Consider the following 22,598-nt stretch of genomic DNA (forward strand, 5'->3'; position numbering starts at 1 on the left):
CGGCGAAGCCAGCCGATCCGATGGGACTCGACCCGACCGCGCCCCGTCCAAGGAAACTTGCCCTCGTCGCTTCACCCGCCCCATCGAAGCTCGAGCCCGTTGCGCCACCTAGCTCAACAGAATTCCCCCCCGGCGCGCTAACCGCCCCGGCGGGAATCGATCCGGCGTCGCCTGACGTGGCCGAGCTCGCACCATCGGCACGCAATACATCCGACGCAGTTCGGATCCGGCCACCAGCCTTTCGCAGGGCGGAAAGGCCTTTCGCGTGGGCGCGTTCCGGATTCAGCAGCAGAGCGGACACGGCGACGCCGCGGCGACGCAGCATTGATCCGGCCCAGAGCACGTCGCCGCCGTTATCGCCGGAGCCAACGAGCAGCAGCACCGACCTGCCCGCGATGCCGCCGGTCCGCGCACGCAACTCGCTCGCGACCACCGTCGCCAATCCGTAGGCCGCCCGATGCATGGGCATGCCCTCGGGGACACGGGTGAACAGCTCGGCCTCGGCCGCGCGCACTTCATCAGCGGTGAAATAGCCTCGCTGGCTGGACATGGACGCTCGCCTCCACTGTGTCGATCGGGCACTGCGGTTCCGCTCGTCCGGGATACGCCGGAGCGGCAACACCATGGTGCCGCGCGGGCCCGCACCGTCAGCAGACTACGCTTGGCCGTCATGCCGATGGTGCGCCGCGCGATGTCCACCCGGATCGCAACCGGATTCGTCCTGGCCGCGACACTACTGCTGGCGGGCTGCGGTTCCAGCGATACGAGCTCGACCGCCGCGTCGACCACCGCGAAGGCAGGCCAGCCGACGACCACCAAGTCCGGCGATTCGAAACCCGCCGCCGTCACCGTCGAAGTCACGGATATGAAGTTCTCGCCCGCCGAGGTCACCGTCAAGGTCGGCGAGACCGTGACCTGGAAATTCAAGGACTCCGTTCCGCACACCGTCCAGGGCATCGGCGATAAGGCCATGGGCATCAACAGCCCGATCTTCGACAAAGGCGAATGGAGCTACACCTTCTTCGCCCCCGGCACCTACCGCTACCTGTGCTCCCTGCACCCCCAGATGCGCGGCACCGTCACCGTCGAATAGCGGTGCGACGGCATTCGCCGATCCACCAGACCCGGGTATCCCGCAAGCGCATGCTGCTCATCAGCCTGTTGCTGCTGGTCGCTGGCAACGTATTGTCTGCGCTCACACCGACTTTCGGCTTCATGCTGCCCGGACGTATCGTCGCCCCGCTCGCGCACGGCGCCTTCTTCGGCATCGGATCGGTGGTCGCCGGAAATCTGGTCGGCCCGGATCGCAAGGCCGGAGCGATCGCCATGATGTTCACCGGACTGACCGTCGCGACCATCGTCGGCGTGCCGCTGGCACTCTGCTCGGCCAGCAGTTCGGTTGGCGGCTCACCTTCCTGCTCGTCGCCTCGGTAGGGCTGGCCGGTCTCGTCGGCGTCGCCGCGCGATAGATCTACCAAGCTGCCCTGCCGAACAAGCCACGCGAGCTCTCTCCACCGAGCGCCACCTAGGCTCCGGCACCAGTGAAGTCTGCACGCAAGCTCGCGCGAGAGCTGGGCCGGTCGGGCGGAGGGATAGATCGACCAGGCGCTATTCGACGGTGACGGACTTGGCCAGGTTGCGGGGCTTGTCGATGTCGTAGCCGCGCGCCTGAGCCACCTCGGCGGCGAAGATCTGCAGCGGAACGGTCGACAGCAAGGGCTGGAAAAGCGTTGGCGCCGAAGGGATCTCGATGAGATCGTCGGCGAACGGGCGCACCGTGTCGTCGCCCTCCTCGGCGATCACGATGGTGCGGGCGCCGCGGGCCTGGATCTCACGGATATTGCTCAGCAGCTTCGAGTGCAGTACCGCGCGTCCCTTGGGTGAGGGCATGACGACGATCACCGGCAGCCCCTCCTCGATCAGCGCGATCGGGCCGTGCTTGAGCTCACCCGCCGCGAATCCCTCGGCGTGCATGTACGCGAGTTCCTTGAGCTTGAGCGCACCCTCCAGCGCCACCGGATAGCCGACGTGGCGGCCGAGGAACAGCACGGTCGGCACGTGCGCCAGTTCCCTGGCGATCGCGCGCACCTGCGGCGCGGTCTCCAGTACCTGCTGCACCAGGTGCGGCATGGCCTCGAGTTCGGCGAACTCGCGGGCCACCTCATCCGGATACTTGGTGCCGCGCGCCTGCGCCAGGGCCAGCCCGACCAGATAGTTCGCGGCCACCTGCGCCAGGAACGCCTTGGTGGACGCGACACCGATCTCCGGTCCGGTCCTGGTGTAGAGCACCGCATCGGACTCGCGCGGAATCTGTGCGCCATTGGTATTGCAGATGGCGAGCACGCGCGCCTTCTGCTCCTTCGCGTGCCGCACCGCCTCGAGCGTGTCGGCGGTCTCACCCGACTGCGAGATCGCCACCACCAGCGTGGACCGGTCCAAAACCGGGTCGCGATAACGGAATTCGCTGGCCAGCTCGACCTCGACGGGCAGCCGGGTCCAGTGCTCGATCGCGTACTTGGCCAACAGTCCGGCGTGATAGGAACTGCCGCAGGCGACGACGAATACCTTGTCGAAGTCGCGCAGTTCCTGATCGGCGAGGCGCTGCTCGTCCAGCACGATCCGGCCACCGGCCTCGTCGTGAGTGAAGTGGCCGATCAGCGTGTCGGCGACACCGGCGGGCTGTTCCTCGATCTCCTTCAGCATGAAGAAGTCGTGCCCGCCCTTCTCGGCGGCGGCCAGATCCCAGTCGATGGTGAACGGGCGAGTACGCGCCGATCCGTCATTGCCCGCGAAGTCGGTAACCGTGTAGGTGTCGGCGGTGATCACGACGGCCTGGTCCTGGCCGAGTTCGACGGCCTCGCGGGTGTGCTCGATGAATGCGGTGACATCGGAGGCGATGAACATCTCGCCCTTGCCGACACCGACGACCAGCGGCGTCGAGCGGCGCGCGGCGACAATGACGTCCGGATGGTCGGCATGGGTGAAGACCAGCGTGAACGCACCCTCCAACCGGCGCAGCACGGCCAGCGCGCTTGCCGCGAAATCACCCGCGGTGGGGCCTTCGGCGTACGCGCGCGCCACCAGGTGCACGGCGACCTCGGTGTCGGTGTCACTGCTCAGCTCGACGCCGACGTCTTCTAGCTCCCGGCGCAGCGGGGCGAAGTTCTCGATGATGCCGTTGTGCACCACGGCCACCTTGTTGGTGATGTCGCGGTGCGGATGGGCGTTGCGGTCGGTCGGCGCGCCGTGGGTGGCCCAGCGAGTGTGTCCCATGCCGGTGGTGCCCGCGAACTGGTCGGCCCCCACTTCGGCGAGTTCGGCCTCGAGATTGGCCAGTTTGCCCGCCTTGCGTTCCACCGCCAACACGCCCGTGCCATCCAGGATCGCGACGCCCGCGGAGTCGTATCCTCGATATTCCATGCGGCGCAACGCGTCAACGACAACGCCGAGAGCGTCCCGGTACCCGACGTACCCCACGATTCCGCACATGGCTCACCAGAGTACTTATCGGATAACGTTCACGTCGTGTCGGCGTCTGTGAAATCACTCCTGAGCACCCTGACCAGCCGGGGACCCCACCGCGTACTGCGTGGCAATCTCGCCATCGCCGGTCAGCCCGGCGTGGTGTTCACCCCGGAGTCCGGACTGAATCTACCCGCGGTCGCATTCGGCCACGGCTGGCTGACCGGCGCCGCCAACTATCGCGCCACGCTCGAACACCTGGCGTCCTGGGGTTTTGTGGCCGCGGCCCCGGATACCGAGCGCGGGCCGATTCCGTCACACCTCGGATTGGCCACCGATCTGCTCACCACGCTCGATATCTGCACCAGCGTCCGGCTCGGTGACGGTGCGATCAGCGTGCATCCGGACCGGATGGCACTGGCCGGGCACGGCATGGGCGCGGGCGCCGCGGTGATCGCCGCCGGACAGCGTCGCGTCGCCGCGGTTGCCGCCCTCTATCCAGCGCCGACCGCGCCGTCCGCCGAGACCATCGCACCGGATATCGACACACCCGCGTTGGTGTTGGCGGGGGCGACCGATATCGAATCGGTCAGCTCGAATGCGATCCCGCTGACCGCCGCGTGGGCCGGGCCGGTGGTGCTGCGGGCGGTCGACGGGGCGTCGCACAACGGCATTGTCGAAGGGCGTCGCGCGCTGGCGGCGTTGGGGGTAGGCAAACACGAAGCCAAGACCGCGCGGACGACGCGGGCGCTGCTCACCGGTTTTCTGCTGCACAAACTGTTGCGCGATAAGACATACGCGGCGTTTTCCGATCCGGAAGCGGTAATCCCGCACGCCACGGTCGTCGATCCGGAAGCGCCGCGCGAAGAGGAGAAGCCGAAGCTCTCGGTCATGCAACTCGCGCAGTTGTTGCGCAAGTGATCATGGCCGGAGACCGTCGAGCGCGAGTTCAATGAACCGCCGCCAATCGCCGAATCCGTCGCGGCTGATCGTGGCGACCGCGCCGACGATCATATAGAGGTCGGCGACGGTCGCATCCGCGCGAATACTGCCGTCGCCTCGCCCCCTGGCCAGCAGTTCCGCGCCGAGTTCGGCCAGGTCGTCGCGTACCGTACCGCGCGGTTCGGTGTCGCCGAGCATCGACTCGATGGTGCCGGACAGTGCACGCCCCTGCTCGTGCACTTCGGCGACGTGGCTGAGGAAACCGGCCAGTGCCTGCCGCGTATCCGGATTCGGCAGGCAGGTGCGGCGCACATGCTCGAGAATCCCGGCGAAACGCTGCTCGGCAGCCGCCTCGATCAGGGCGCGGCGAGTCGGGAAATGGCGATAGATGGTGCCGACCCCGACCCCGGCCGCGCGGGCCACATCGGCCATCTGCACTTCGTCACCGCGTTCGGCGAACAGTGCCGTCGCGGTTGCGAGGACCTGGTCGCGATTGCGGGCGGCGTCGGTGCGGAGTTTGCGGGTGTTCGGGTCGGTCATCTATCTCCCTGTCTGCCGGTCGTAGGTTAGACCCGGATCGGTGCGCGGGTGCGCTCGACGACGATCGCCACCGCCAAGGCGATCAGCATCACCAACGCGATGAACAGTTGCGGGTCCATGCCGATGACCCTGGCCGCTTCGGCGGCGTGCTCCGGATCCTGGGCTGCGGTGCCGGGGAAGAGCAGCGCGCCGAACATGGCCAGCCAGGTGACCGATCCGAGTGCGGCAGCCAGATAGAACCGGGCGCGCAGGTTCCCCGTTCGCTGCCATAGGACCACCAGCCCGATCGCGCCGATGAGTGTGCCCATGCCGATGTATTGGGCGTCGTGGAATTTGGCATGTGGGGGCCAGGCCGGGTTGTGCAGGTGCAGGTCGGCTATGTCGGGGATGACCAGGTCGGCAAGGAGGGGGCCGATGAGGGTGTTGAGGAGGACGGCGCCGACGAGGATTCGCGGGAGGGTCCAGTGGGTGGTCATGAGGGTCCTATCGGTCAGTTGACGGAACCGGAATCCGATTCCGATTCCGATTCCGATTCAACCGTAGGGCTGCGCACTGCGGACTGTCAACGGGCCGTTGGCATTCCGGGTGGTTCGACTGGACTACGGGCCGTGGAGGACCAGTGGAACTCGGTTGTGCGGCGCTTGCACGGTGGTCGACCGCTCGGTACGGTCGACCCAGCTGAATAGGGGGCGGGGAGCCGGTCCGGCCCTGTTCGATGTCATCGACATCCGGCGACCGGGGAGGACCACATGGTCGGCAGGGGGAAGCTCGTGGTTGGGTCCGTTTTCGTCAGTGAGCATTTCACCGAGCAGGGTGACCGGGATCTGGTCTCGGCAGAGACAATGGTCGCCTGCTGGCGGACGAAGGCCCAAGGCTCGGACAACAGCGTCTATGCGGTGATGGAGTCGCGTTACGAGGTCGTCGAAGACTTCCAGACCCTGTTCCGCGCTGTCCGCGAACGCATTACCGGTGTCGATACCGACCAGGCAGCACAGCACAAGGACTTGAAGGACAACCTGCCGCAGCAGGCCCCGGCGACGCCGAAGATCTTCTCCTGGCCGGGTCTGTAAGGAAGGGCGATTCAATGTCAGGCAATGAGCCCACGAGAATCCCCCCGCACGGGGAGAACGTATTCCATTGGGAACGTACCGAAATCGAGGAAGCCTTCAAACCGCTGGATCCGAAGAATGCCCACGGCGCGGCCATGACCTACTCCAACGTGGCCACCCAATGGGACCAGGGTCTGGAGACTTTCGCTCGATCCGTCCAGGGCTCGATCGCCGAAGCATGGGAAGGCTCGGCCGCAGATAAAGCCAAAGACGCGATCAACCGCTACGTCACCAGCGCTCACGAGCTGACGCCATTGATCACCCAGATGTCGAACGACATGGAAGCCGCCGCCGACGGAGTCCGCAACGTCGCCAACGGAATTCCGGAAGCCAACCACCACTCCTGGACCGCGAACGTCTGGCCGCCTCGCGCCCACGAAGAAGAAAACACCAAGAACGAGGCGACCGCCGGAGCCCGCAACGCCATGCTCACCAACTACGTGAACAAATTCGCCGAGTTCGACGGACGAGTTCCCGTGCTGCCCACCGCACTCGACCCGACCAATCCACTGGACATCTCCGGGCCGATCAAATCCGGCGGCAACGAACCGGGATCGTCCGGTCCCGGCGGGACCTCCGGGGGCCCGACGGGCGGCACCTCGACTGGCGGTGAGACCAAGGATGGGACCGAATCCGAGGGCAAGTCTCCCGAGGAGACCACGTCCACGGACACCAATCCGACAGATACCACCTCGAGCTCGACGAACCCGAGCAGCACGGCGTCGACGACACCGACCACGACGACACCGAGCAACACAACCGCGACAACGTCGAGCACCGCGACAACCCCGAGTTCCACCCCCATCGGCACGGGTTCGCCGGGCTCGGCAGGCAGTTCCACCTCGACGTCGCCGAGTCCCGGCCGCACCGTAGTCGGGACGCCCACCACAACTTCGACCAATCCCGCTGCGGCAGCGGCCACTACATCCACCTCGACCGGGCGCAGTGGAATGGGCATGGGCGGTATGGGCGCCGGCGCGGGCCGCGGCAAGTCCGATGAGGACAGCACCCACCAGATACCGGACTACCTCATCAACGCCGCCAATACCGAAGAACTACTCGGTGAGATCGCGCGCACCCTCCCCGGCGGCGTAATCGGCGAAGATCCGGAATCCCCGCCCCCGTCGGCCCGCACCTGACCGCCGCACAACACCCTCCGGCCGCGCTCGACGCAGGCCGGGATCGTCCATGCGGGCCAGCGCGGCTGTTGGTCAGAAACGCAAACGGACGCACGCACCCGTCACGAACCACCCGCACGATCGATTGGAATCTCCAGATGGCTGAATGGACTTGGGAGCCGGACGATTTCGCCGCACTGTGGTTCAGCCCCGCGAACGACCGCTTCCCCAATCCACTCCGCTTCACCAGCCGCTTCGCCTACCGTGACAACTTCGACACGCACCGGGTCACCATGCGCGAGCGCTACTCCGCCGACGAACTCGAGGAGATCCAACTCGCCCTGCACACCCTTACCGCCTCGACTATTCGCATCCAGATCTTCGGCGGCACAACCCAACACAAGAACCCGGCAGGCGGCGTCCGCGTCTACCGAATCGTCGGCGCCCGCACCGGCCCCCACGCCATGTCACTGGCCCAAGCCACCTTCGGCGACACCAATGGCCCCATCCGCTGCCGCCTGTTCCCCGTGGACCACCTCCCCGCCCAACTCACCAGCTCCCTTCCTCCCTGTGCCCCGGGCACCAACCCACCAGCCACCTTCCACCCCGACGACATCTACGGCCGCCCCAACAGCCACCTCGAGAGCGTCACCCGCAACTCTCCTCGCGAGCGCTACCAACGCCTCCTCAACCGCCCCGCCGACGGCGGCGGCTCCGCCCTGCTCCACACCGGCCCCGCCAACAAACTCACCACCCCCCTGACCACCATCCAATGGCACGACATCACCAACGACGGCCGCTACACCGAACACCGCTCCCAGCACATAACCGTCCGCCCCACCACCCCCACCGCCCTTACCACCCACTTCACCACCTGGATCGACCAAACAACCCAACGCCTCCGACAGGCCGAAGAAGACCGCTGGTAGACCCCGGCAATCCTCAGATCAACCAGCTCTTGCGGCGGTAGTACTCGGACTCAGGGTCGTCATCCTCGTCGATCGGTGTGACGACATCGTGAGCTTTGCGGGCTGCGATCGACCGTGCGATCGCCTCGCGCTGCTCCCGTGCCTCGGCGGCGAGGCGTTCCTGCTCGGCACGAGCCTCGGTCTCGCGACGTTCTCGCTCGTCCGCCTCCGCCTGTGCCTTCTCCAACTCCTCAGCGCGTTCTTCCCAGAACGTGCGCATTTCTTCGTTCATTTGTTCAACGAAGTCGCGTCCCCGCTCTGCACTTCGCTGCTCGATCTCTACGAGTTCCTCGCGCAGCATCCGAGACCGGCGGTCGTGCTCTTCGAATATCCGCTCGATCTCTTCCGAGTAGTTCGTCATCGTGCACCTCCACTGATCGCATCCACTTGCTAGAGCGGGCCGGCCTCGGCGAGTTGCGCCCCACTATCGATAGGTTGCTCGGGTTTCTCTTCCTCGGTGCCGGTAAGCGCCGGGTCCGGCGTGTGCTCGCCGTCCTCTTCCCGCTTGGTGCCCGTTCCGGTAGGCACGCCGGAGGTTGTGCCCGGACTTCCTGTGTCCTCCTCCTGCTGCGAGTTGTCAGAGGAAGAAGCGCCCCCCGGATCTTCGCCTTCCTTCTCGACCTCGGTGTCCGAGATAACCGGTGCACCGTTCTCGTCCAGCTTCATGCTGTACTCGTGCGACTTTCCGTCGGCATCGGTCGAGACGAGTTTCAACTGTCCGTCCTGGCCCATCTCGAACTTCAAATGCTTTCCGGCCAAATCGAACTCGGCACCCGATTTACTGTTGTCATCCGGCTTGCCGTCGCCATCCTTGTCTTCAGTACTCGTCGGGTTGAGAATCTTTTCGATCTCCTGCACCGCATTATCGATCCCGTCCTTGATCGAAGTGCCCAGAGAGGTGAGTCCTTGACCGACGGTCTGACCGAGTGAAGTCAATTGCGATGCCGCAGAGGTAAGGGAGGACAGCCCGGACAGGAGATTGCTCGCCGTGGTGGTGGGCGTCGTTGCCGTGGTTGTAGTCGTCGGCGTCGAGGTAGTCGTGCTCGGGGTCGTCGTCCCGGGACCCGGGGTCGACGAAGTCGTGGTGGAGTTGTTGTTGGTGGGATTGTTGTTCGTCTTGTCCGTGGTGGTCCCTTGCGGGCGTGGATAAGGGTTGCTGTCCAAATCCTCCATGGCCTTGACCAGCAACGGATACGCCTCTTTGATCGCCGTATCGGTCGAATTACACTTGTCCACGAAGTTGGTCAGCGTGTCCTCGAATTTCTTCTTGAAAACATCATCGAGCCACTTACGGCTGACCTTCTTTGTCGATTCCTTATCGAAACCCAACACTTCGGCCGCGGTCGAAGTGCCGGCACCGGCGGTAACGACACCAACCGCGGCAACGATACCCCAATCCTTCCACGAAAAATCCGACCAGCCGGTATTGGCGCCTTTGATTATCTCGTCGATATCCGAGGGCGACTTGCCGTCGACCTTTACTTCGCCAGAACTGCTTGCCAGTTCGTGGACGTGATCCGCCTTCGATTGAACCGCCGACCGAAGCTTCGGCACTACGGTTGTAATCGCATCGAGCGCGGCCCTAGCCTTAAGTCGGTCCTCCTTGGCCATCGCAAGCTGCTGCCCGAACATATACTTCGCGGCTCCAGCCGCCTGCCCCTGCCATATCGTGTCCAACTTCTGCGACAGTGCATACTGCGTATCCCACTGGGTATCAACCTCGTTGAGCGATGAACGGAGAGCGGTAGCCGTATTGGCCAGCTTTTCCAGGTTCATGCCTCGCTGTTCGTCATACCTGGCGTAGATTTGATTCAAGGTCAGACTCGGATCATGCCCGAACGCTTTCTTATAACGCTCGATCAACTGAGCAAAGAACTGCAGTCCTGACGACCCCGCATCGAGAATTGCATCGGCATTCTTACCGCTGATGTCGGGTGACGTGGTATCCGCCATGCTATGACTCCTTCGAACCCGCCAGCTTCGGAATATGACTAAGCATTTTTGGTCTTGTCCGCATTCTCTTTGTCGGTATCGGAATACACGATGCTGGCCGCACCCGCCGTATCACCGATGGCCGCACCGGCCGATCCCCAAGCTTTCAGCCATTTCACGACATTTTCCAACCCGCTGTGGATTGCTTTCCCCTGGGTCGCGTAGTTACGCCCGGCATCCCCGTCGCCGAACATATTGTCGGATATCCGCTTGGCGCTGTTCGTCACCACAGCCGCCGACAGCTGCAGGTCGCTGCCGAACTGACCGAGTTCCCCGGTCTTGACGCCCAACATCTGGCTCGAATCGGTCATCGGTAAGGCCCCTCCAGTCCTGTCGTCCGATCGTGCGGCGGCGATCCAGCTCGCGCCGAGTACTTGCTCTACTTCCTTCGACGCGTACAGGCGGGATCCGGTTCCATCGGATCGATCGGCCCAGGTCGCATGCGCAGAAATCTACTGGGTGGGTCTATCGGCTACAACCAAGCGTCGACGCGTCGCAGAAGAAATGAGTAAGGCCCGACCCCGAGAACAGGGCCGGGCCGGGCCGACAAACCAGAGGCTAGTGCCCGATCTTCCCCTGATCGGTCCGCACCCACTCGGAAGTCCCGTCCGGATGCCGATGGAACTCCCACGCGGAGTAATCGCCGTCCTTCTCGACCACGGTGACCTGGTCGGCGATGCCGTCGTGGTCCCAGTCGGTCCACACCTGCATGGCCTCGGGGCCGGTGGTGGTGAAGGTGTCGAGGGTGCCGTCGCCGTCGATGTCCTGGGTCGGGTGGTGCAGTTCGACTTCTCCGAGGCCGTCCATGGAAGAGGATGCGTCGATGCCGGGCAGATCCATGCCCGGGAATTCACCTGAGGTGATCATGACTCCTCCTGGTCGGGACTCGCGTGGGTGACACGGCGGTCGATCGGTGGGTACCGGTCCATAGTGTCATCCGCGAGTCCCGAACGCAGCTCCCCGTCCTAATTATTGGGGACAATCACTTTTTCGGAATGATCAGCCACAGCACCAGATACACGACGAACTGCGGGCCCGGGAGCAAGCAGGACAGGACGAACAGCAACCGGACGACGTTGGCGTTCCAGCCGAAGTATTCGGCGATGCCACCGCAGACGCCGGCGATCCACTTGTCGTGGGTGGAGCGGGTGAGTCGGCGGGTGGGCGCGGGGGCGGTCATTGTGTTCCCTCTCTGGTGATGTTCGGTACGACATCAACTCTGCCGGGGAAAACAACGCTTTACATCGGTCGCATGACCTATCCCGACCCTGATTTCCGCAGGCCGCGGACTCAGGGTGCAACCCCGAGCACCGACAGGACCCCGCGATGCCGGTGCGGCACGGACACGGCAGACTCATGCTGGTGAGCACCACTCTGCACGCGCGCGGACTCTCCGCGGGCCACGGCGAACGCACCCTGTTCGACGACCTCGATTTCACCCTCGCGCCAGGTGATGTGATCGGTTTGGTCGGCATGAACGGGGCGGGCAAGTCGACGCTGCTGCGCATGCTCGCGAACCGATCGACACCCACCGGCAGCATCACGCTGTCCCCGCCCGACGCCACCGTCGGGTACTTGGCGCAGGAGCCGGAGCGGATCCCTGGGGAGACGGTGCTCGAATTCCTCGTCCGCCGAACAGGTGTCGCCGAAGCACAGCGGATCATGGATGCCGCGGCAGAGCGTTTGGCCGACGGCGGTGCGGACGAATATTCGCCAGCCCTGGAGCGCTGGCTCGCGCTCGGCGGCGCCGATCTGGACCAGCGGGCCGAGGAGGTCGCGGCGGATCTCGGTCTCACGGAAAGCCTGCCGAACGGCCTCGACACCGCGATGACCGGCCTCTCCGGCGGCCAGGCGGCCCGCGCCGGACTCGCTTCGGTTCTGTTGTCCCGGTTCGACATTCTGCTGCTCGACGAGCCGACGAACGATCTGGATCTCGACGGTCTCGCCCGGCTGGAACAGTTCGTGACCGGCGTGCGGGTGCCGCTGATGGTGATCAGTCACGACCGAGAGTTCTTGGCGCGCACCGTGAATCGCATTGTCGAGCTCGATCTCGCGCAGCAGCAAGTCGGAATCTACGACGGCGGCTACGAGGCGTATCTGATGGAGCGTGAGATCGCCCGCCAGCACGCGCGCGAGGCCTACGAGGAGTACGCCGACACCAAGGCCGGGCTCGAAGCCCGCGCCCAAATGCAACGCAACTGGCTCGAACACGGCGTTCGCAATGCTCGCCGAAAGGCCCGCGACCCCAGGAAGGTCGATTCCGACAAGGCGGGCCGCAAGATGCGCGCCGAATCCACCGAGAAGCAGGCCGCCAAGGCCCGCCAGACCCAACGGCGCATCGAGCGTCTGGATGTGGTCGAGGAGCCGCGCAAGGAGTGGGAGCTGCGCATGTCCATCGCGGCGGCGCCGCGCAGCGGCTCGGTGGTCGCCACGTTGTCGAATGCCACCCTCACCCGAGGGGATTTCGAGCTCGGCCCGATCACCACTCAGGTCGACTGGGCCGACCGTATCGTGCTGACCGGCGCCAATGGTTCGGGCAAGTCCACACTCCTGGCTCTGCTGCTCGGAAAAATCCAGCCGGACAACGGAACTGCCACACTGGGCTCCGGGGTCGAAATCGGCGAGGTCGACCAGGCGCGCGGCCTCTTCAGCGGAAGTGCCGCCCTCGCGGAAACTTTCAGCGCCGAAATGCCCGACTGGCCCGACGCCGATGTCCGCACCCTGCTGGCCAAATTCGGTCTGCGCGGCCCACATGTCCTGCGGTCCTGCGAAACGCTCTCTCCCGGCGAACGCACCCGCGCCGCACTCGCCCTGCTCCAAGCCCGCGGCGTCAACCTGCTGGTGCTCGACGAACCGACCAACCACCTCGACCTCCCCGCCATCGAACAACTCGAGCAGGCCATCGAATCCTTCGAAGGCACAATGCTTCTGGTTACCCACGACCGCCGCATGCTCGACTCGGTCACCGCGACCCGCCGCTGGCACATGAACAACGGCCATCTCACCGAAAGCTAGGTGATTTCCGCGGCTGATCGGGTCGGGGTCGCTGCCCGGCGAACTGTGGGTGCCGCTTGCTGAGCCGCGCATCATCGACGCGCACCTGGGGATGCCGTGGGCCCAAGGGCGAGGCGGGATGGTCCCGTGCAGTGCAGGTGGGTGGCGAAGGGCGATTTGAGGTGAGAGGCCGCCAAGGGGATCAGTTCGGCGGCTTGGGCGTGGCCACGGCGTCTGTGGTGGCGTTGGAGTTCGGTGGTGAGGGCTGTGCGGGAGATGCCCAGGCGGAGTGCGGCTTCCAGGGTGGCCAGGGCTTCGTGGTGGGGCGCTGCGCGAGCTACGTCGATTGCGGTTCGGGTGGGGTTGGTGGCGACTACGCCGTGGATCAGTTCCAGTTCGGCTTGGTCGACGTGGTCACGATGCACGATCAGGCGGCAGGATCGTGAATCCTGAATACCCAGTACGTGGGTGGGTTGGCTGTGCGGTATCGGGAAACCGTGCAGTTCCGCGGCTGTGTGGTAGGCGGCGGTCAGGGTTGGCACTCCCATGGATAGTCGGGCCGCTTCGACACGGAGTTGGGCGGAGGGTGGGGTCGTTGCTTCGCGGAAGACGCCGCGGAAGACGCGGACCCATTCGCCTCGGTCGAGCAGCGTTCGCATCTCCGCGCGGGTGAACTCGCATAGCACCTGCCATGAGGTGAATACCCCGAATTGCTTGTCCCGTACTTCTTCCAGGCCTGGTCGCATACGCCAACTATCGGCGAAACCGAACCTCGCCCTCGGTGCCCGACCAGCGCGGACAGAAAGTCTGTGGATAACCGATTCCCTGTGGACAACTCGCCATGCCGCAGCGAACCTTCGGGCCTCGTACCGGCCCCGGCCACCCGAAGCGGCCAGGGCGTGCGGCCGATTCCCCAACTACACCGCGGCGACGCGCTTGGCCAGATCGTCGGCCAACTGCTGGGCTTGAACCGGGTCGGTCGCCTCGACCATCACCCGAACGAGTTGCTCGGTTCCACTGGGGCGCAACAGGATTCGCCCGGAGTCCCCGAGGGCTCGTTCGGCTTCCGCTACCGCCTCACGGATTTCGGGGGCGGCGGCGACCGTGGCCTTGTCGGTAACCGGGACGTTCACCAGCACCTGCGGCACGGTCTGCAGCACCGAAGCCAAATCGGCCAGCGTGCGTTCGGTTTGCGCCATACGGGCCATCAGTTTCAATCCGGTGAGGATGCCGTCGCCGGTGGTGCCGTAGTCGGGGAAAACCACGTGGCCGGACTGTTCACCGCCGAGGTTGTAGCCGCCGCGACGCAACTCCTCGAGGACGTACCGGTCGCCAACGGCGGTGGTGCGCAAGGTGATTCCCGCTTCGCGCATCGCGATGTGCAGGCCCAGATTGCTCATGACCGTGGCGACCAGCGTGTTCTGGACGAGCGAACCGGTCTCGTGCATGGCAAGCGCGAGGATGGCCAGGATCGCGTCACCGTCGACGACGGCGCCGTCGGCATCGACGGCCAACGTGCGGTCGGCGTCGCCGTCGTGTGCGATGCCGAGGTCGGCGTCGTACTCGCGTACCGCGTGCTGAATTTGTTCGAGATGCGTTGAACCGCAACCATCATTGATGTTGAGGCCGTCCGGTTCGGCATTGATCGCGATGACCGTCCCACCGGCCGCACGGTAGGCCGCGGGTCCGACCTCGGAGGCCGCACCGTGCGCACAGTCGACGACGACGGTCAGCCCGGACAGGTCCTGTCCGGTCGCCTCGACCAGATGCTCGACGTACCGCTCGTGCGTGCCCGCCTCGCTGTATTGATTCGGGATCACCAGCCCGTGATCGCGGGCGCCGGAAGCGTTCAGCACGCGACCGATCCCCGCACCGATCGGCCGCAGCGTCGCGTCTTCGGCGATCAACGCCTCGATCCGGTCCTCGATCGCGTCATCGAGCTTGTGCCCACCCGCCGCGAAGATCTTGATTCCGTTGTCCGGCATGGGATTGTGCGAGGCCGAGATCATTACGCCGAGACAGGCGTCGTACAGACCGGTCAGATACGCCACGGCCGGAGTCGGAAGTACACCTACCGAAAGCACATTCACGCCCGCGGCGGTCAGGCCCGCGGTCACCGCGGCCTCGAGCATCTCACCGCTGGCGCGTGGATCGCGACCGACCACGGCGAGCGCGCGCTCCTTGCCGCGACTCAGGATCTGCGCGGCGGCACCGGAAACCCGCAGCGCCAGTTCCGGACTCAGCGATTCATTGGCAAGCCCACGGACTCCGTCGGTGCCGAACAAACGTCCCACTACCCTCGCCCCTCATCGTAGATACAGCACGAGAGCAGGCACCCAGCCGTGCTGGGAGCCTGCTCTCGCACAGGTGCCCCGCCGACCGTACCGCCTCCGACACCTCCAGGGTGGCGGATGACGGTGGCCGACGTAGCCAAAATCAGCGCTTCGAGTACTGGGGCGCCTTACGGGCCTTCTTGAGGCCGTACTTCTTACGCTCGGTAGCACGCGGGTCACGCGTCAGGAAGCCGGCCCGCTTCAAGGCGGGGCGGTCGTCCGGGGTGACCTCGATGAGCGCACGGGCGATGGCCAGACGCAGCGCACCGGCCTGGCCCGAGGGGCCACCGCCGACAAGACGCGCGTGGATGTCGAAGGACTCGGTCCGCTCGACGGTCACCAGCGGCGACTTGACCAGCTGCTGGTGCACCTTGTTCGGGAAGTAGTCCTCGATGGTGCGGCCGTTGAGCACGAAGTTGCCGGTACCCGGCAGCAGACGCACGCGAACGACGGCCTCCTTGCGACGACCGACGGTCTGCACCGGGCGGTCGATCACGACCGGGGCGTAGGCGGCGGGCTCGGCCTCGTAGCCGTAGTCCTCGTCCACGACCTCGACGTTGGCGTCCTCGGCGTAGTCCTCGTTGAATTCCTCAGGAGCGGTCACTGGGCCACCTGCTTGATCTCGAACGGAATGGGCTGCTGAGCGGCGTGCGGATGCGTCGGGCCCGCGTAGACCTTCAGCTTGCCCGCGATGGCGTTGCCGAGCTTGTTCTTCGGGATCATGCCCTTGACGGCCTTCTCCACGAGACGATCGGGGCGCGACTCCAACACCTGACCGACAGTGCGCGACTTGAGGCCGCCCGGGTGTCCGCTGTGGTGGTGGATCAGCTTGTCCGCCTTCTTGTTGCCGGAGATGGCAACCTTGTCGGCGTTGATGATGATGACGAAGTCGCCACCATCGAAGTTCGGCGCGTAGGTCGGCTTGGTCTTGCCGCGCAGCAGATTCGCTGCCTGGACGGCGAGACGGCCGAGCACTACGTCAGTGGCGTCGATGACGTACCACTTACGGGTCACGTCACCCGCCTTGGGGCTGTACGTAGGCACAGTGGTTCCCTGTCTGTAGTCGGTGTTGCCAGCCACGGCGTGCGGTCGAGCGGTTCCCGGCGGCCGGTGGAGACCCAGGGCTCGACGTACTTCCACACGCCAACGGGCAACGATACCAGCCATGTCCCAGCGGTATGAAACCGGTCAGATCTCGATCGGCGGGCCGTGGTCGATGGCGCCGGGCGGGCCCGGGACCACGTACCGGGGGACGTCGATGCTCGGCTGCGCGCACTCCGCACCCGCGGCGTCGAATCCGGAATCGTCCTGTTCCGACACCAGGCCCGGGTCGTATCCGCGAGCCGCGGCAATGCCTTCACGCTGCTCATTGGTGACGTATGGGGTCAATGGGCAGGAGACCGGTGTCCCGGCGACCGAAGCGGCCAGTTCGACCCGGTCACCGCCGGAGGGCATGGCCATCGCGGCCAGCACGGCGGCACCGGCCACCGCAGGCGCGCCGAACAACTTGCCCCAGCGCTTACCCTTGCGCGGTTTGTCCGCGTCATCGTCGGATTCGTGCGGATGCCACTCCGACTGCGGCGGTTGGTCCTGCGACGGCTGGTAGGGACCGCGCGGACCCGGCGGCGGCGGTCCCTGGGGCCCGGGAGGCCGACCGATGACGCTGGGCCGCTGTTCGTCCGGATACTGCCCGGGCGGGCGGGTGAATCGGCTACCCAGCTCGGCGAGGTTCGGCGGCAAGGACTCCCGGCTGACCCGGGTGGTCGGCTCCTCCCCCGTAGGCTCGGTCGACGGTTGCACGGTCGGATATCCGGGCCCGTACTGAACCACCGGCGGCTGCGACTGCGCGGCCTCGCGCTGTCCGTGCCCCTGCTCCGGCCGAACCGGCCCTTGCTCGGGACGCCCCTGCCCCACCTGCTCCGAACGAGACGGCTGCGACGTCTCGGCCTGCCGCTGCGCCGACAACGCCTGTGCTTGCGCGGCCTCCACCTGCCGCTGCACCGAAAGCGCCTGCTGCTGTGCCGATTCGGCCTGATACTGCGTCGGCTCCACCTGCCGCACCCGCGGCGGCGGCGCGGGCTCGGCATGCCGTCCCGCCGACTCCGGCTCACCGTTCTCGTTATCTGTCACCAGCAGATGCGAGGCCCCGAGCACCAGCGCGTGCATCGGGTGATCGGCCACGTGCAACCGGTGCCCGAGATGGTTCTGGAACGCCAAGCGCAGCGCGTCGTTGAAGCAGACATTGCCGGACAGCAGCACCGTCGAGGTGTCCGCGCCGATCGAGCGGGCCGCGGCCATCACCTCGATCACCACATTGTCGGCCGAACGCGCATCGCGCATGGCCTCCGCGGTGACCGGCACGTCGACCGATTCGGTCGGCTGCTCATCGTCGCCGTGCACCGCGACGACCAGCATCGTCCGCCCGTCGGAGTACACCCCGGTCGCGCCGATGCCGTGTGGATTGCGATCGTCCGGGGACCGCACCAGACCGAGCGCACGCACATATCCGGACAGCGCAACACTTTCCGGCAGCGGTTCGACCGTGACGTCCAGCCGCTCGACCAGGTCGACGTACACATCGACCTTCGCGTCGGGCCAGCCGTCCGGGAACGGCAGCGCGACCAGGTCCGGTTTGCCGCGCAGATATTTGCCGATGGCCGCGAGCGGGTTGTACATGCGGGCACGAAAGACCAGCTCGGCGGGCCAGGTCGCACCGGCCACCACGATCTGCGGATGGCCGAGGATGTCGCGCACGTCGGCGATCGCCATCCCCAGATCCGGCCGCTGCCGCTCCACTCCGGCGGTATGCAGCCGACCCGACGAATCCGCCAGCAGATATGCCGGCGGCGTGTATGTACCTTCTACCTGCACGGGCCGGATCGGTGTCCCACCGCCGCCCGCGGCAACGGACACCACATCCCATCCGAGATGTACTGCCCCAACTCGCACCGTCACAGGCATAAGTGTGCCTGCTGCGCGAGCGACATGCTCACCACATCCGGTGAGAGCCCGCCTGAGCGGCGCCTCACGCGTTCGACTTCCGCAACCGCAGCCGACGCCAGGTGATGATCGCCAATACCGCGGTTATCGCGACGAGCAGGCCGATATCGAGATACCAGATATTCGGCTCGTGCTTCCAGAGCGCGTCGGGTTGCGCGTTGGCGAACAGTGTCCGAATATCCACCGTCGACGCCCCGGCCGCATAACCCCACCGTGACGGGAACAGCCACGAGACCTGCTCGAGCACCACCCGGTCGGTCACCGGAATCAGGCCGCCCGCCATGACCAGCTGGACCATGATCATCACCACGAGCATCGGCATGACCTGCTCGTTGGACTTCGCAAGACTGGACAGCAGCAGGCCGAAAACCACGCAGCACACCGCGGTCAACGCGATATCGAGATAGAGCTCGGCAGGCCCGTTCGGGATCACCGAACCCTCCAGCGGCGGCTTCTTGCCGACCAGCGTGATGCCGACCAGCACCGCCGCCTGCAGGAACGCGGTAATGCTGAACACCGCGATCTTGGCGAGCAGATACGCCGAGGGCAGCAGCCCGACCGCGCGCTCGCGATAGAAGATGGTGCGCTCACCGACCAGATCACGCACGGTCAGCGTGGACCCCATGAAGCAGGCGCCCAGGATCAACACGACAAGCAGTTGCTGCGTCTCACTGCCTCCGGACGGGACGAAGAGCACCTCGTTGCCGCTCTGCACTTGCTCCAACGGACCGCTCTGGAAACCGTTGCTGCCCGGCACCACCAGCGACAGCGCACCGAGGATAAAGGGCAGGATCACGAGGAAGGCCAGGTAACCGCGGTCGGCGAAGATCAATCGCACCTGCCGTCGCGCCAAGGTGGAGAACTGCTTGGCGCGCCCGGATTGCGGCGGGCTGCCCGCCGAGCCCTGCCGTGGCGGCGCGGGCGGTGGCGGCGGTGGCGCGAAGGCCAGCCTGGACCGGTACGCGGCGAATGCCTGATCCGGATTCGCGGCGACCCGTCCGAAGATTTCCGCCCAGTCACTGGTCCCCATGGCCGCGCCGACGCTGGCCGGATGACCGCAGAAGGCCGTCTTGCCACCGGGTGCGAGCAACAGCACCTGATCACACATGTCCAGGCAGGCCACCGAGTGGGTGACCACGATGACGGTGCGCCCGGCATCGGCCAGCTCGCGCAGCATCGTCATCACCTGACGGTCCAGCGCCGGATCCAGACCCGAGGTCGGTTCGTCCAGGATCAGCAGCGACGGACCGGTGAGCAGTTCCAGCGCCACCGACGCGCGCTTGCGCTGACCGCCGGAGAGCCGGTCCACCCTGGTCTCGGCATGTTCGGTGAGCGAAAGTTCTTTCAGCACACCGTCGATCACCTGCTGGCGGTCGGCCTTCGAGTTGTCCGGCGGCAGTCGAAGTTCGGCGGCATAGCCGAGAGCTTGACGCACGGTCAGCTGACGGTGCAGCACATCGTCCTGCGGCACCATGCCGATGCGGGAACGCAGCGCCTCGTATTCGGCATGCAGATTGCGACCTTCGAAGGTGACCACACCGCCGGAGGGCTGTGTGCTGCCCGCGATCAATTTCGACAGCGTCGATTTGCCCGCACCGGAAGGTCCGATGAGCGCGGTGAGCGTGCCCCGACCCGCCTGCATATTCACATCGACGAGCAGCTGCTTGTTGCCCTCGACGGTGAATCCGACGCCGTGCACGTGCAGGCCCTGTTCGGCGACCGGCTTCTGCCGATGCACCAATGTGCCCTGCTGGACGACGAAGTCGATATTGCCGATGGTGATGATGTCGCGCTCGCGCAGCACCGTGCGCTGTTCGCGACGGCCGTTGACGAAGGTGCCGTTGGCCGAGCCGAGGTCCTCGATGGTCAGACCCTCGGAGTCCGCGACCAGTCGGGCGTGCTTGCGCGAGGCCAGCGGATCGTTGACGACGATCTGATTGTCCGAGGTACGACCGATATTCAGCCCGCCGGGCGGCAGGCGGTCGGCCCTGGCAATCGGCGCGGTGGACGGGCGGGTGCGGACCGGCGGCAGCATCGAGGTGTCGGCCTTGAAGGTCATATTGACGTTCGGCTGCTGTGGTTGGGCGGGCGGTTGCTGCTGGGGCTGCGGCTGCGAAGGGGGTTGCTCCGGCCGTTGCTGTTGCGGACGCTGCTGGGACGGCGGCGGCGCCTGCGGTGTCCGTCGCGGATGCTGATAACCCGGTGGCACAGACGACTGCGGTTGTGACGGTGGTTGCGCCGCAGGCGGCCGGTGCGGCCGGGCCGACGGCGTCGCGGGCAGCAGATGCAATAGCGGCCCACTGATCGCATCACCGAGCCGAACCTGCGTCGGCCGATTGATCGGCACCGGCTGACTCAACCGCCGCGCATCCACGAAAACGCCGTTGGTGCTGCCATTGTCGGTGAGTACCCAGCTGTTCCCCTGCCAGGCGAGCGTCGCATGCACCCGCGAGACCAGCGGGCTGTCCACGAACAACGTCACTTCCGGTGCGCGGCCCATCGTGACCTGTTGATTCGAATCGAAGACCCGTTCGGTTCCATCATGGCGCACGGTGATGGTCTGCGCCCCCGGTAAAGACATGCAGCGGATACTATTCCATCACCCGGACTTCGGCGGTGCCCCCGATGCGCCTTTATGCCCCGATCCGGAGACCGTTATGAACGTGCGACCGGCCGACTAGGGGGAGCCTTGCCGAAACTCCGAACGACCGCAGTCATTGCCGCAGCACTGTGCGTAATCGCAATGTTGGCGGGCTGCACTCGCGCGGTGCACGGTCGAGCGGTTTCGGTCTACGACGATCCGTTCAAGGTCGCCGGACTGCCCACCACGAACGGTCCGAGCGGACCGCGCGACGGCGTCCCCGACAGCTCGCTCACCGCGGTGAACGGCGACAGCGGCGAGGTGGATGCCCTGGCGCTCAACGCGATCGATGATATCCAGACATACTGGCGTGCGGAATACAGCAAGGACTTCGACGGCGAATTCAAGCCGGTCGACAAGCTGATCTCCTGGAGCGCGAAGGCGCCGCGCACCCAGGCGCTCGAATTCTGCAGGGAATCCACCTATCACCTGGTGAACGCGGCCTACTGCCGACTGGACAACTCGATCGGCTGGGACCGCTCGGTGCTGTTGCCGACGATCGAGGACACCTTCGGCAAGATGGCCGTGATCATGGTGCTCGCCCATGAATACGGACACGCCATCCAGACACTGGCGAAAATCGTGCAGGCGAAGGACCCGGTGATCGTCAAGGAGCAGCAGGCGGACTGCTTCTCTGGTGCGTTCATTCGCCATGTGGCAGAAGGCAAATCCAAGCACTTCACCATCAATACCTCCGACGGCCTGAACTCGGTGCTGGCCGCGACCGTCGCCATTCGGGACTCCAATCCGGATGATCCCGAGAGCGTGCACGGGTCGGCATTCGAGCGGGTCACGGCGGTGCAGATCGGCTTCACCGATGGCCCGAAGGCGTGCAAAGCCATTGATATGCATGAGATCGAGCGCCGCCGCGGCAATTTGCCGCAGAGCTTCAAGGACGATCCCGGCCATGGTGAGAATCCGATCGACAAGGACAGTCTGATCGAGCTCAGCAAGGCACTCGCCGCGATCCTGCCGCTGAAGCAGGCGCCGACCTACGACTACTCCGGCGCGAAGATCGACTGCAAGAACGGCGTTGCCACACCCCCGGTTTCGTATTGTCCGGCCAAGAACACCATCGCGACCGATGTGCCCGCGCTTGCGCAGCGCGGCACCTCCGATGCCGATGACAATGATCCGTTGCCGCTCAAGGTGACCGGCGACTACAACGGCTACATCGTCTTCATTTCGCGCTACACCCTGGCCGTGCAGCAGAGCAACGGCGAGCAACTCGTCGGCGCCAAGACCGGATTGCGTGCGGCCTGCCTGTCGGGCGTGGTCACCGGCAAGCTCGCGCAACCGGGACGGACCCAGGCCCAAGGCGATATCGTCTTGGCCGCAGGCGATCTAGACGAGGCGGTCTCCGGACTACTGGCCGACGGGCTAGCGGCCAGCGATATCGAGGGCAAGACCATACCGAGTGGGTTCTCCAGGGTCGACGCGTTCCGCGCCGGGGTGCTCAACGGCGAACACACGTGCATGTCGCGATATTCCTGAGTAGG

At 65.6% G+C, this 22,598-nt stretch carries 23 protein-coding genes; 8 read left to right on the top strand and 15 right to left on the bottom strand.

Annotation, left to right across the window (positions count from 1 at the left end; genetic code table 11):
- On the bottom strand, positions 1-550 hold a 550-nt coding region (locus NP3_RS50295), incomplete at its 3' end, for an NAD(P)H-hydrate epimerase (protein ID WP_245720848.1).
- 120 nt (positions 551-670) lie between these two features.
- Here NP3_RS50295 and NP3_RS07285 point away from each other — a divergent pair.
- Together NP3_RS07285 and NP3_RS07290 are read left to right on the top strand one after the other, a co-directional pair.
- Positions 671-1,093, top strand: coding sequence for a cupredoxin domain-containing protein (locus NP3_RS07285; protein ID WP_063039055.1), 423 nt, complete (start codon positions 671-673; stop codon positions 1,091-1,093).
- Positions 1,094-1,095: 2 nt separating this feature from the next.
- Entirely contained in the window at positions 1,096-1,434 is a 339-nt protein-coding gene (locus tag NP3_RS07290; RefSeq protein ID WP_063039057.1) for an MFS transporter, read from the top strand.
- A 174-nt stretch (positions 1,435-1,608) separates the two neighbouring features.
- Here NP3_RS07290 and glmS read toward each other — a convergent pair whose 3' ends face one another.
- Entirely contained in the window at positions 1,609-3,489 is a 1,881-nt protein-coding gene (glmS, locus tag NP3_RS07295; RefSeq protein WP_063039059.1) for a glutamine--fructose-6-phosphate transaminase (isomerizing), read from the bottom strand.
- A gap of 36 nt (positions 3,490-3,525) precedes the next feature.
- Here glmS and NP3_RS07300 point away from each other — a divergent pair, with 36 nt between their 5' ends.
- Positions 3,526-4,383 (top strand): dienelactone hydrolase family protein, encoded by an 858-nt coding sequence (locus NP3_RS07300; protein ID WP_063039061.1) that lies wholly within the window; start codon positions 3,526-3,528, stop codon positions 4,381-4,383.
- Here the strand turns inward: NP3_RS07300 and NP3_RS07305 are convergent, their stop codons facing one another.
- Positions 4,384-4,944, bottom strand: coding sequence for a TetR/AcrR family transcriptional regulator (locus NP3_RS07305; RefSeq protein ID WP_063039063.1), 561 nt, complete (start codon positions 4,942-4,944; stop codon positions 4,384-4,386).
- Positions 4,945-4,970: 26 nt separating this feature from the next.
- On the bottom strand, positions 4,971-5,420 hold the full coding sequence (locus NP3_RS07310; RefSeq protein WP_063039065.1) for a DUF6640 family protein: 450 nt from the start codon (positions 5,418-5,420) through the stop codon (positions 4,971-4,973).
- A gap of 273 nt (positions 5,421-5,693) precedes the next feature.
- Between NP3_RS07310 and NP3_RS07315 the strand changes: the two genes are divergently transcribed.
- The 3 genes from NP3_RS07315 to NP3_RS07325 all read left to right on the top strand — a co-directional run bounded on the left by NP3_RS07315 (position 5,694) and on the right by NP3_RS07325 (position 8,100).
- On the top strand, positions 5,694-6,014 hold the full coding sequence (locus tag NP3_RS07315; RefSeq protein ID WP_063039066.1) for a hypothetical protein: 321 nt from the start codon (positions 5,694-5,696) through the stop codon (positions 6,012-6,014).
- A gap of 14 nt (positions 6,015-6,028) precedes the next feature.
- The gene (locus tag NP3_RS07320) at positions 6,029-7,192 is read left to right on the top strand and encodes a WXG100 family type VII secretion target (RefSeq protein ID WP_063039069.1); all 1,164 of its coding nucleotides are present in this window, start codon (positions 6,029-6,031) and stop codon (positions 7,190-7,192) included.
- A gap of 137 nt (positions 7,193-7,329) precedes the next feature.
- Positions 7,330-8,100 carry an ESX secretion-associated protein EspG gene (locus NP3_RS07325; RefSeq protein ID WP_063039071.1) on the top strand — a complete coding sequence of 257 codons (771 nt, stop codon included), beginning with the start codon at positions 7,330-7,332 and terminating at the stop codon, positions 8,098-8,100.
- A 13-nt stretch (positions 8,101-8,113) separates the two neighbouring features.
- On the opposite strand, the gene NP3_RS07330 is transcribed toward NP3_RS07325, so the two are convergent.
- The 5 genes from NP3_RS07330 to NP3_RS07350 form a co-directional block, all read right to left on the bottom strand.
- Positions 8,114-8,500 (bottom strand): hypothetical protein, encoded by a 387-nt coding sequence (locus NP3_RS07330; RefSeq protein ID WP_063039073.1) that lies wholly within the window; start codon positions 8,498-8,500, stop codon positions 8,114-8,116.
- A gap of 29 nt (positions 8,501-8,529) precedes the next feature.
- Positions 8,530-10,092 (bottom strand): hypothetical protein, encoded by a 1,563-nt coding sequence (locus NP3_RS07335; RefSeq protein WP_063039075.1) that lies wholly within the window; start codon positions 10,090-10,092, stop codon positions 8,530-8,532.
- A gap of 38 nt (positions 10,093-10,130) precedes the next feature.
- Complete coding sequence (locus NP3_RS07340) at positions 10,131-10,442, bottom strand: hypothetical protein (RefSeq protein WP_063039077.1); 312 nt, start codon at positions 10,440-10,442, stop codon at positions 10,131-10,133.
- Positions 10,443-10,689: 247 nt separating this feature from the next.
- Positions 10,690-10,998: a DUF6802 family protein gene (locus NP3_RS07345; protein WP_063039079.1), complete on the bottom strand. Its 309-nt coding sequence runs from the start codon at positions 10,996-10,998 to the stop codon at positions 10,690-10,692.
- 115 nt (positions 10,999-11,113) lie between these two features.
- Positions 11,114-11,311: a PspC domain-containing protein gene (locus NP3_RS07350; protein WP_040686696.1), complete on the bottom strand. Its 198-nt coding sequence runs from the start codon at positions 11,309-11,311 to the stop codon at positions 11,114-11,116.
- A gap of 176 nt (positions 11,312-11,487) precedes the next feature.
- On the opposite strand from NP3_RS07350, the gene NP3_RS07355 reads away from it, so the two are divergent.
- Positions 11,488-13,146: an ABC-F family ATP-binding cassette domain-containing protein gene (locus NP3_RS07355; RefSeq protein WP_063039131.1), complete on the top strand. Its 1,659-nt coding sequence runs from the start codon at positions 11,488-11,490 to the stop codon at positions 13,144-13,146.
- Positions 13,147-13,217: 71 nt separating this feature from the next.
- On the opposite strand, the gene NP3_RS07360 is transcribed toward NP3_RS07355, so the two are convergent.
- From NP3_RS07360 to NP3_RS07385, 6 genes are all read right to left on the bottom strand, one after another.
- The gene (locus NP3_RS07360) at positions 13,218-13,871 is read right to left on the bottom strand and encodes a type IV toxin-antitoxin system AbiEi family antitoxin (protein ID WP_063039081.1); all 654 of its coding nucleotides are present in this window, start codon (positions 13,869-13,871) and stop codon (positions 13,218-13,220) included.
- A 171-nt stretch (positions 13,872-14,042) separates the two neighbouring features.
- Positions 14,043-15,419, bottom strand: coding sequence for a phosphoglucosamine mutase (gene glmM / locus NP3_RS07365; RefSeq protein WP_063039083.1), 1,377 nt, complete (start codon positions 15,417-15,419; stop codon positions 14,043-14,045).
- Positions 15,420-15,561: 142 nt separating this feature from the next.
- A complete protein-coding gene (rpsI, locus tag NP3_RS07370) occupies positions 15,562-16,062 on the bottom strand; it encodes a 30S ribosomal protein S9 (protein ID WP_063039085.1) in 501 nt (166 codons plus the stop codon).
- Entirely contained in the window at positions 16,059-16,502 is a 444-nt protein-coding gene (gene rplM, locus NP3_RS07375; RefSeq protein ID WP_040686710.1) for a 50S ribosomal protein L13, read from the bottom strand. Before rplM ends, rpsI begins: the two co-directional genes overlap by 4 nt.
- 144 nt (positions 16,503-16,646) lie before the next feature.
- On the bottom strand, positions 16,647-18,419 hold the full coding sequence (locus NP3_RS50300) for a hypothetical protein (protein WP_063039087.1): 1,773 nt from the start codon (positions 18,417-18,419) through the stop codon (positions 16,647-16,649).
- Between the two features lie 64 nt (positions 18,420-18,483).
- The gene (locus tag NP3_RS07385) at positions 18,484-21,039 is read right to left on the bottom strand and encodes an FHA domain-containing protein (RefSeq protein WP_063039089.1); all 2,556 of its coding nucleotides are present in this window, start codon (positions 21,037-21,039) and stop codon (positions 18,484-18,486) included.
- A 162-nt stretch (positions 21,040-21,201) separates the two neighbouring features.
- Here NP3_RS07385 and NP3_RS07390 point away from each other — a divergent pair, with 162 nt between their 5' ends.
- The gene (locus tag NP3_RS07390) at positions 21,202-22,593 is read left to right on the top strand and encodes a neutral zinc metallopeptidase (protein WP_084508297.1); all 1,392 of its coding nucleotides are present in this window, start codon (positions 21,202-21,204) and stop codon (positions 22,591-22,593) included.
- Positions 22,594-22,598: the final 5 nt, after the last annotated feature.

The organism is Nocardia pseudovaccinii NBRC 100343 (assembly GCF_001613225.1).
GTDB classification, from domain to species: Bacteria; Actinomycetota; Actinomycetes; order Mycobacteriales; family Mycobacteriaceae; genus Nocardia; species Nocardia pseudovaccinii.

Bases quoted from the DNA above. Each gene is read 5' to 3' on its own strand.
- NP3_RS07350 (WP_040686696.1), bottom strand. From the start codon at position 11,311: ATGACCGCCCCCGCGCCCACCCGCCGACTCACCCGCTCCACCCACGAC.
- NP3_RS07320 (WP_063039069.1), top strand. From the start codon at position 6,029: ATGTCAGGCAATGAGCCCACGAGAATCCCCCCGCACGGGGAGAACGTA.
- NP3_RS07345 (WP_063039079.1), bottom strand. From the start codon at position 10,998: ATGATCACCTCAGGTGAATTCCCGGGCATGGATCTGCCCGGCATCGAC.
- NP3_RS07390 (WP_084508297.1), top strand. From the start codon at position 21,202: ATGTTGGCGGGCTGCACTCGCGCGGTGCACGGTCGAGCGGTTTCGGTC.
- NP3_RS07355 (WP_063039131.1), top strand. From the start codon at position 11,488: ATGCTGGTGAGCACCACTCTGCACGCGCGCGGACTCTCCGCGGGCCAC.
- NP3_RS07325 (WP_063039071.1), top strand. From the start codon at position 7,330: ATGGCTGAATGGACTTGGGAGCCGGACGATTTCGCCGCACTGTGGTTC.
- glmS (WP_063039059.1), bottom strand. From the start codon at position 3,489: ATGTGCGGAATCGTGGGGTACGTCGGGTACCGGGACGCTCTCGGCGTT.
- NP3_RS07330 (WP_063039073.1), bottom strand. From the start codon at position 8,500: ATGACGAACTACTCGGAAGAGATCGAGCGGATATTCGAAGAGCACGAC.
- NP3_RS07305 (WP_063039063.1), bottom strand. From the start codon at position 4,944: ATGACCGACCCGAACACCCGCAAACTCCGCACCGACGCCGCCCGCAAT.
- NP3_RS50300 (WP_063039087.1), bottom strand. From the start codon at position 18,419: ATGCCTGTGACGGTGCGAGTTGGGGCAGTACATCTCGGATGGGATGTG.
- NP3_RS07285 (WP_063039055.1), top strand. From the start codon at position 671: ATGCCGATGGTGCGCCGCGCGATGTCCACCCGGATCGCAACCGGATTC.
- NP3_RS07335 (WP_063039075.1), bottom strand. From the start codon at position 10,092: ATGGCGGATACCACGTCACCCGACATCAGCGGTAAGAATGCCGATGCA.
- NP3_RS07310 (WP_063039065.1), bottom strand. From the start codon at position 5,420: ATGACCACCCACTGGACCCTCCCGCGAATCCTCGTCGGCGCCGTCCTC.
- NP3_RS07360 (WP_063039081.1), bottom strand. From the start codon at position 13,871: ATGCGACCAGGCCTGGAAGAAGTACGGGACAAGCAATTCGGGGTATTC.
- NP3_RS07340 (WP_063039077.1), bottom strand. From the start codon at position 10,442: ATGACCGATTCGAGCCAGATGTTGGGCGTCAAGACCGGGGAACTCGGT.
- NP3_RS07315 (WP_063039066.1), top strand. From the start codon at position 5,694: ATGGTCGGCAGGGGGAAGCTCGTGGTTGGGTCCGTTTTCGTCAGTGAG.
- NP3_RS07385 (WP_063039089.1), bottom strand. From the start codon at position 21,039: ATGTCTTTACCGGGGGCGCAGACCATCACCGTGCGCCATGATGGAACC.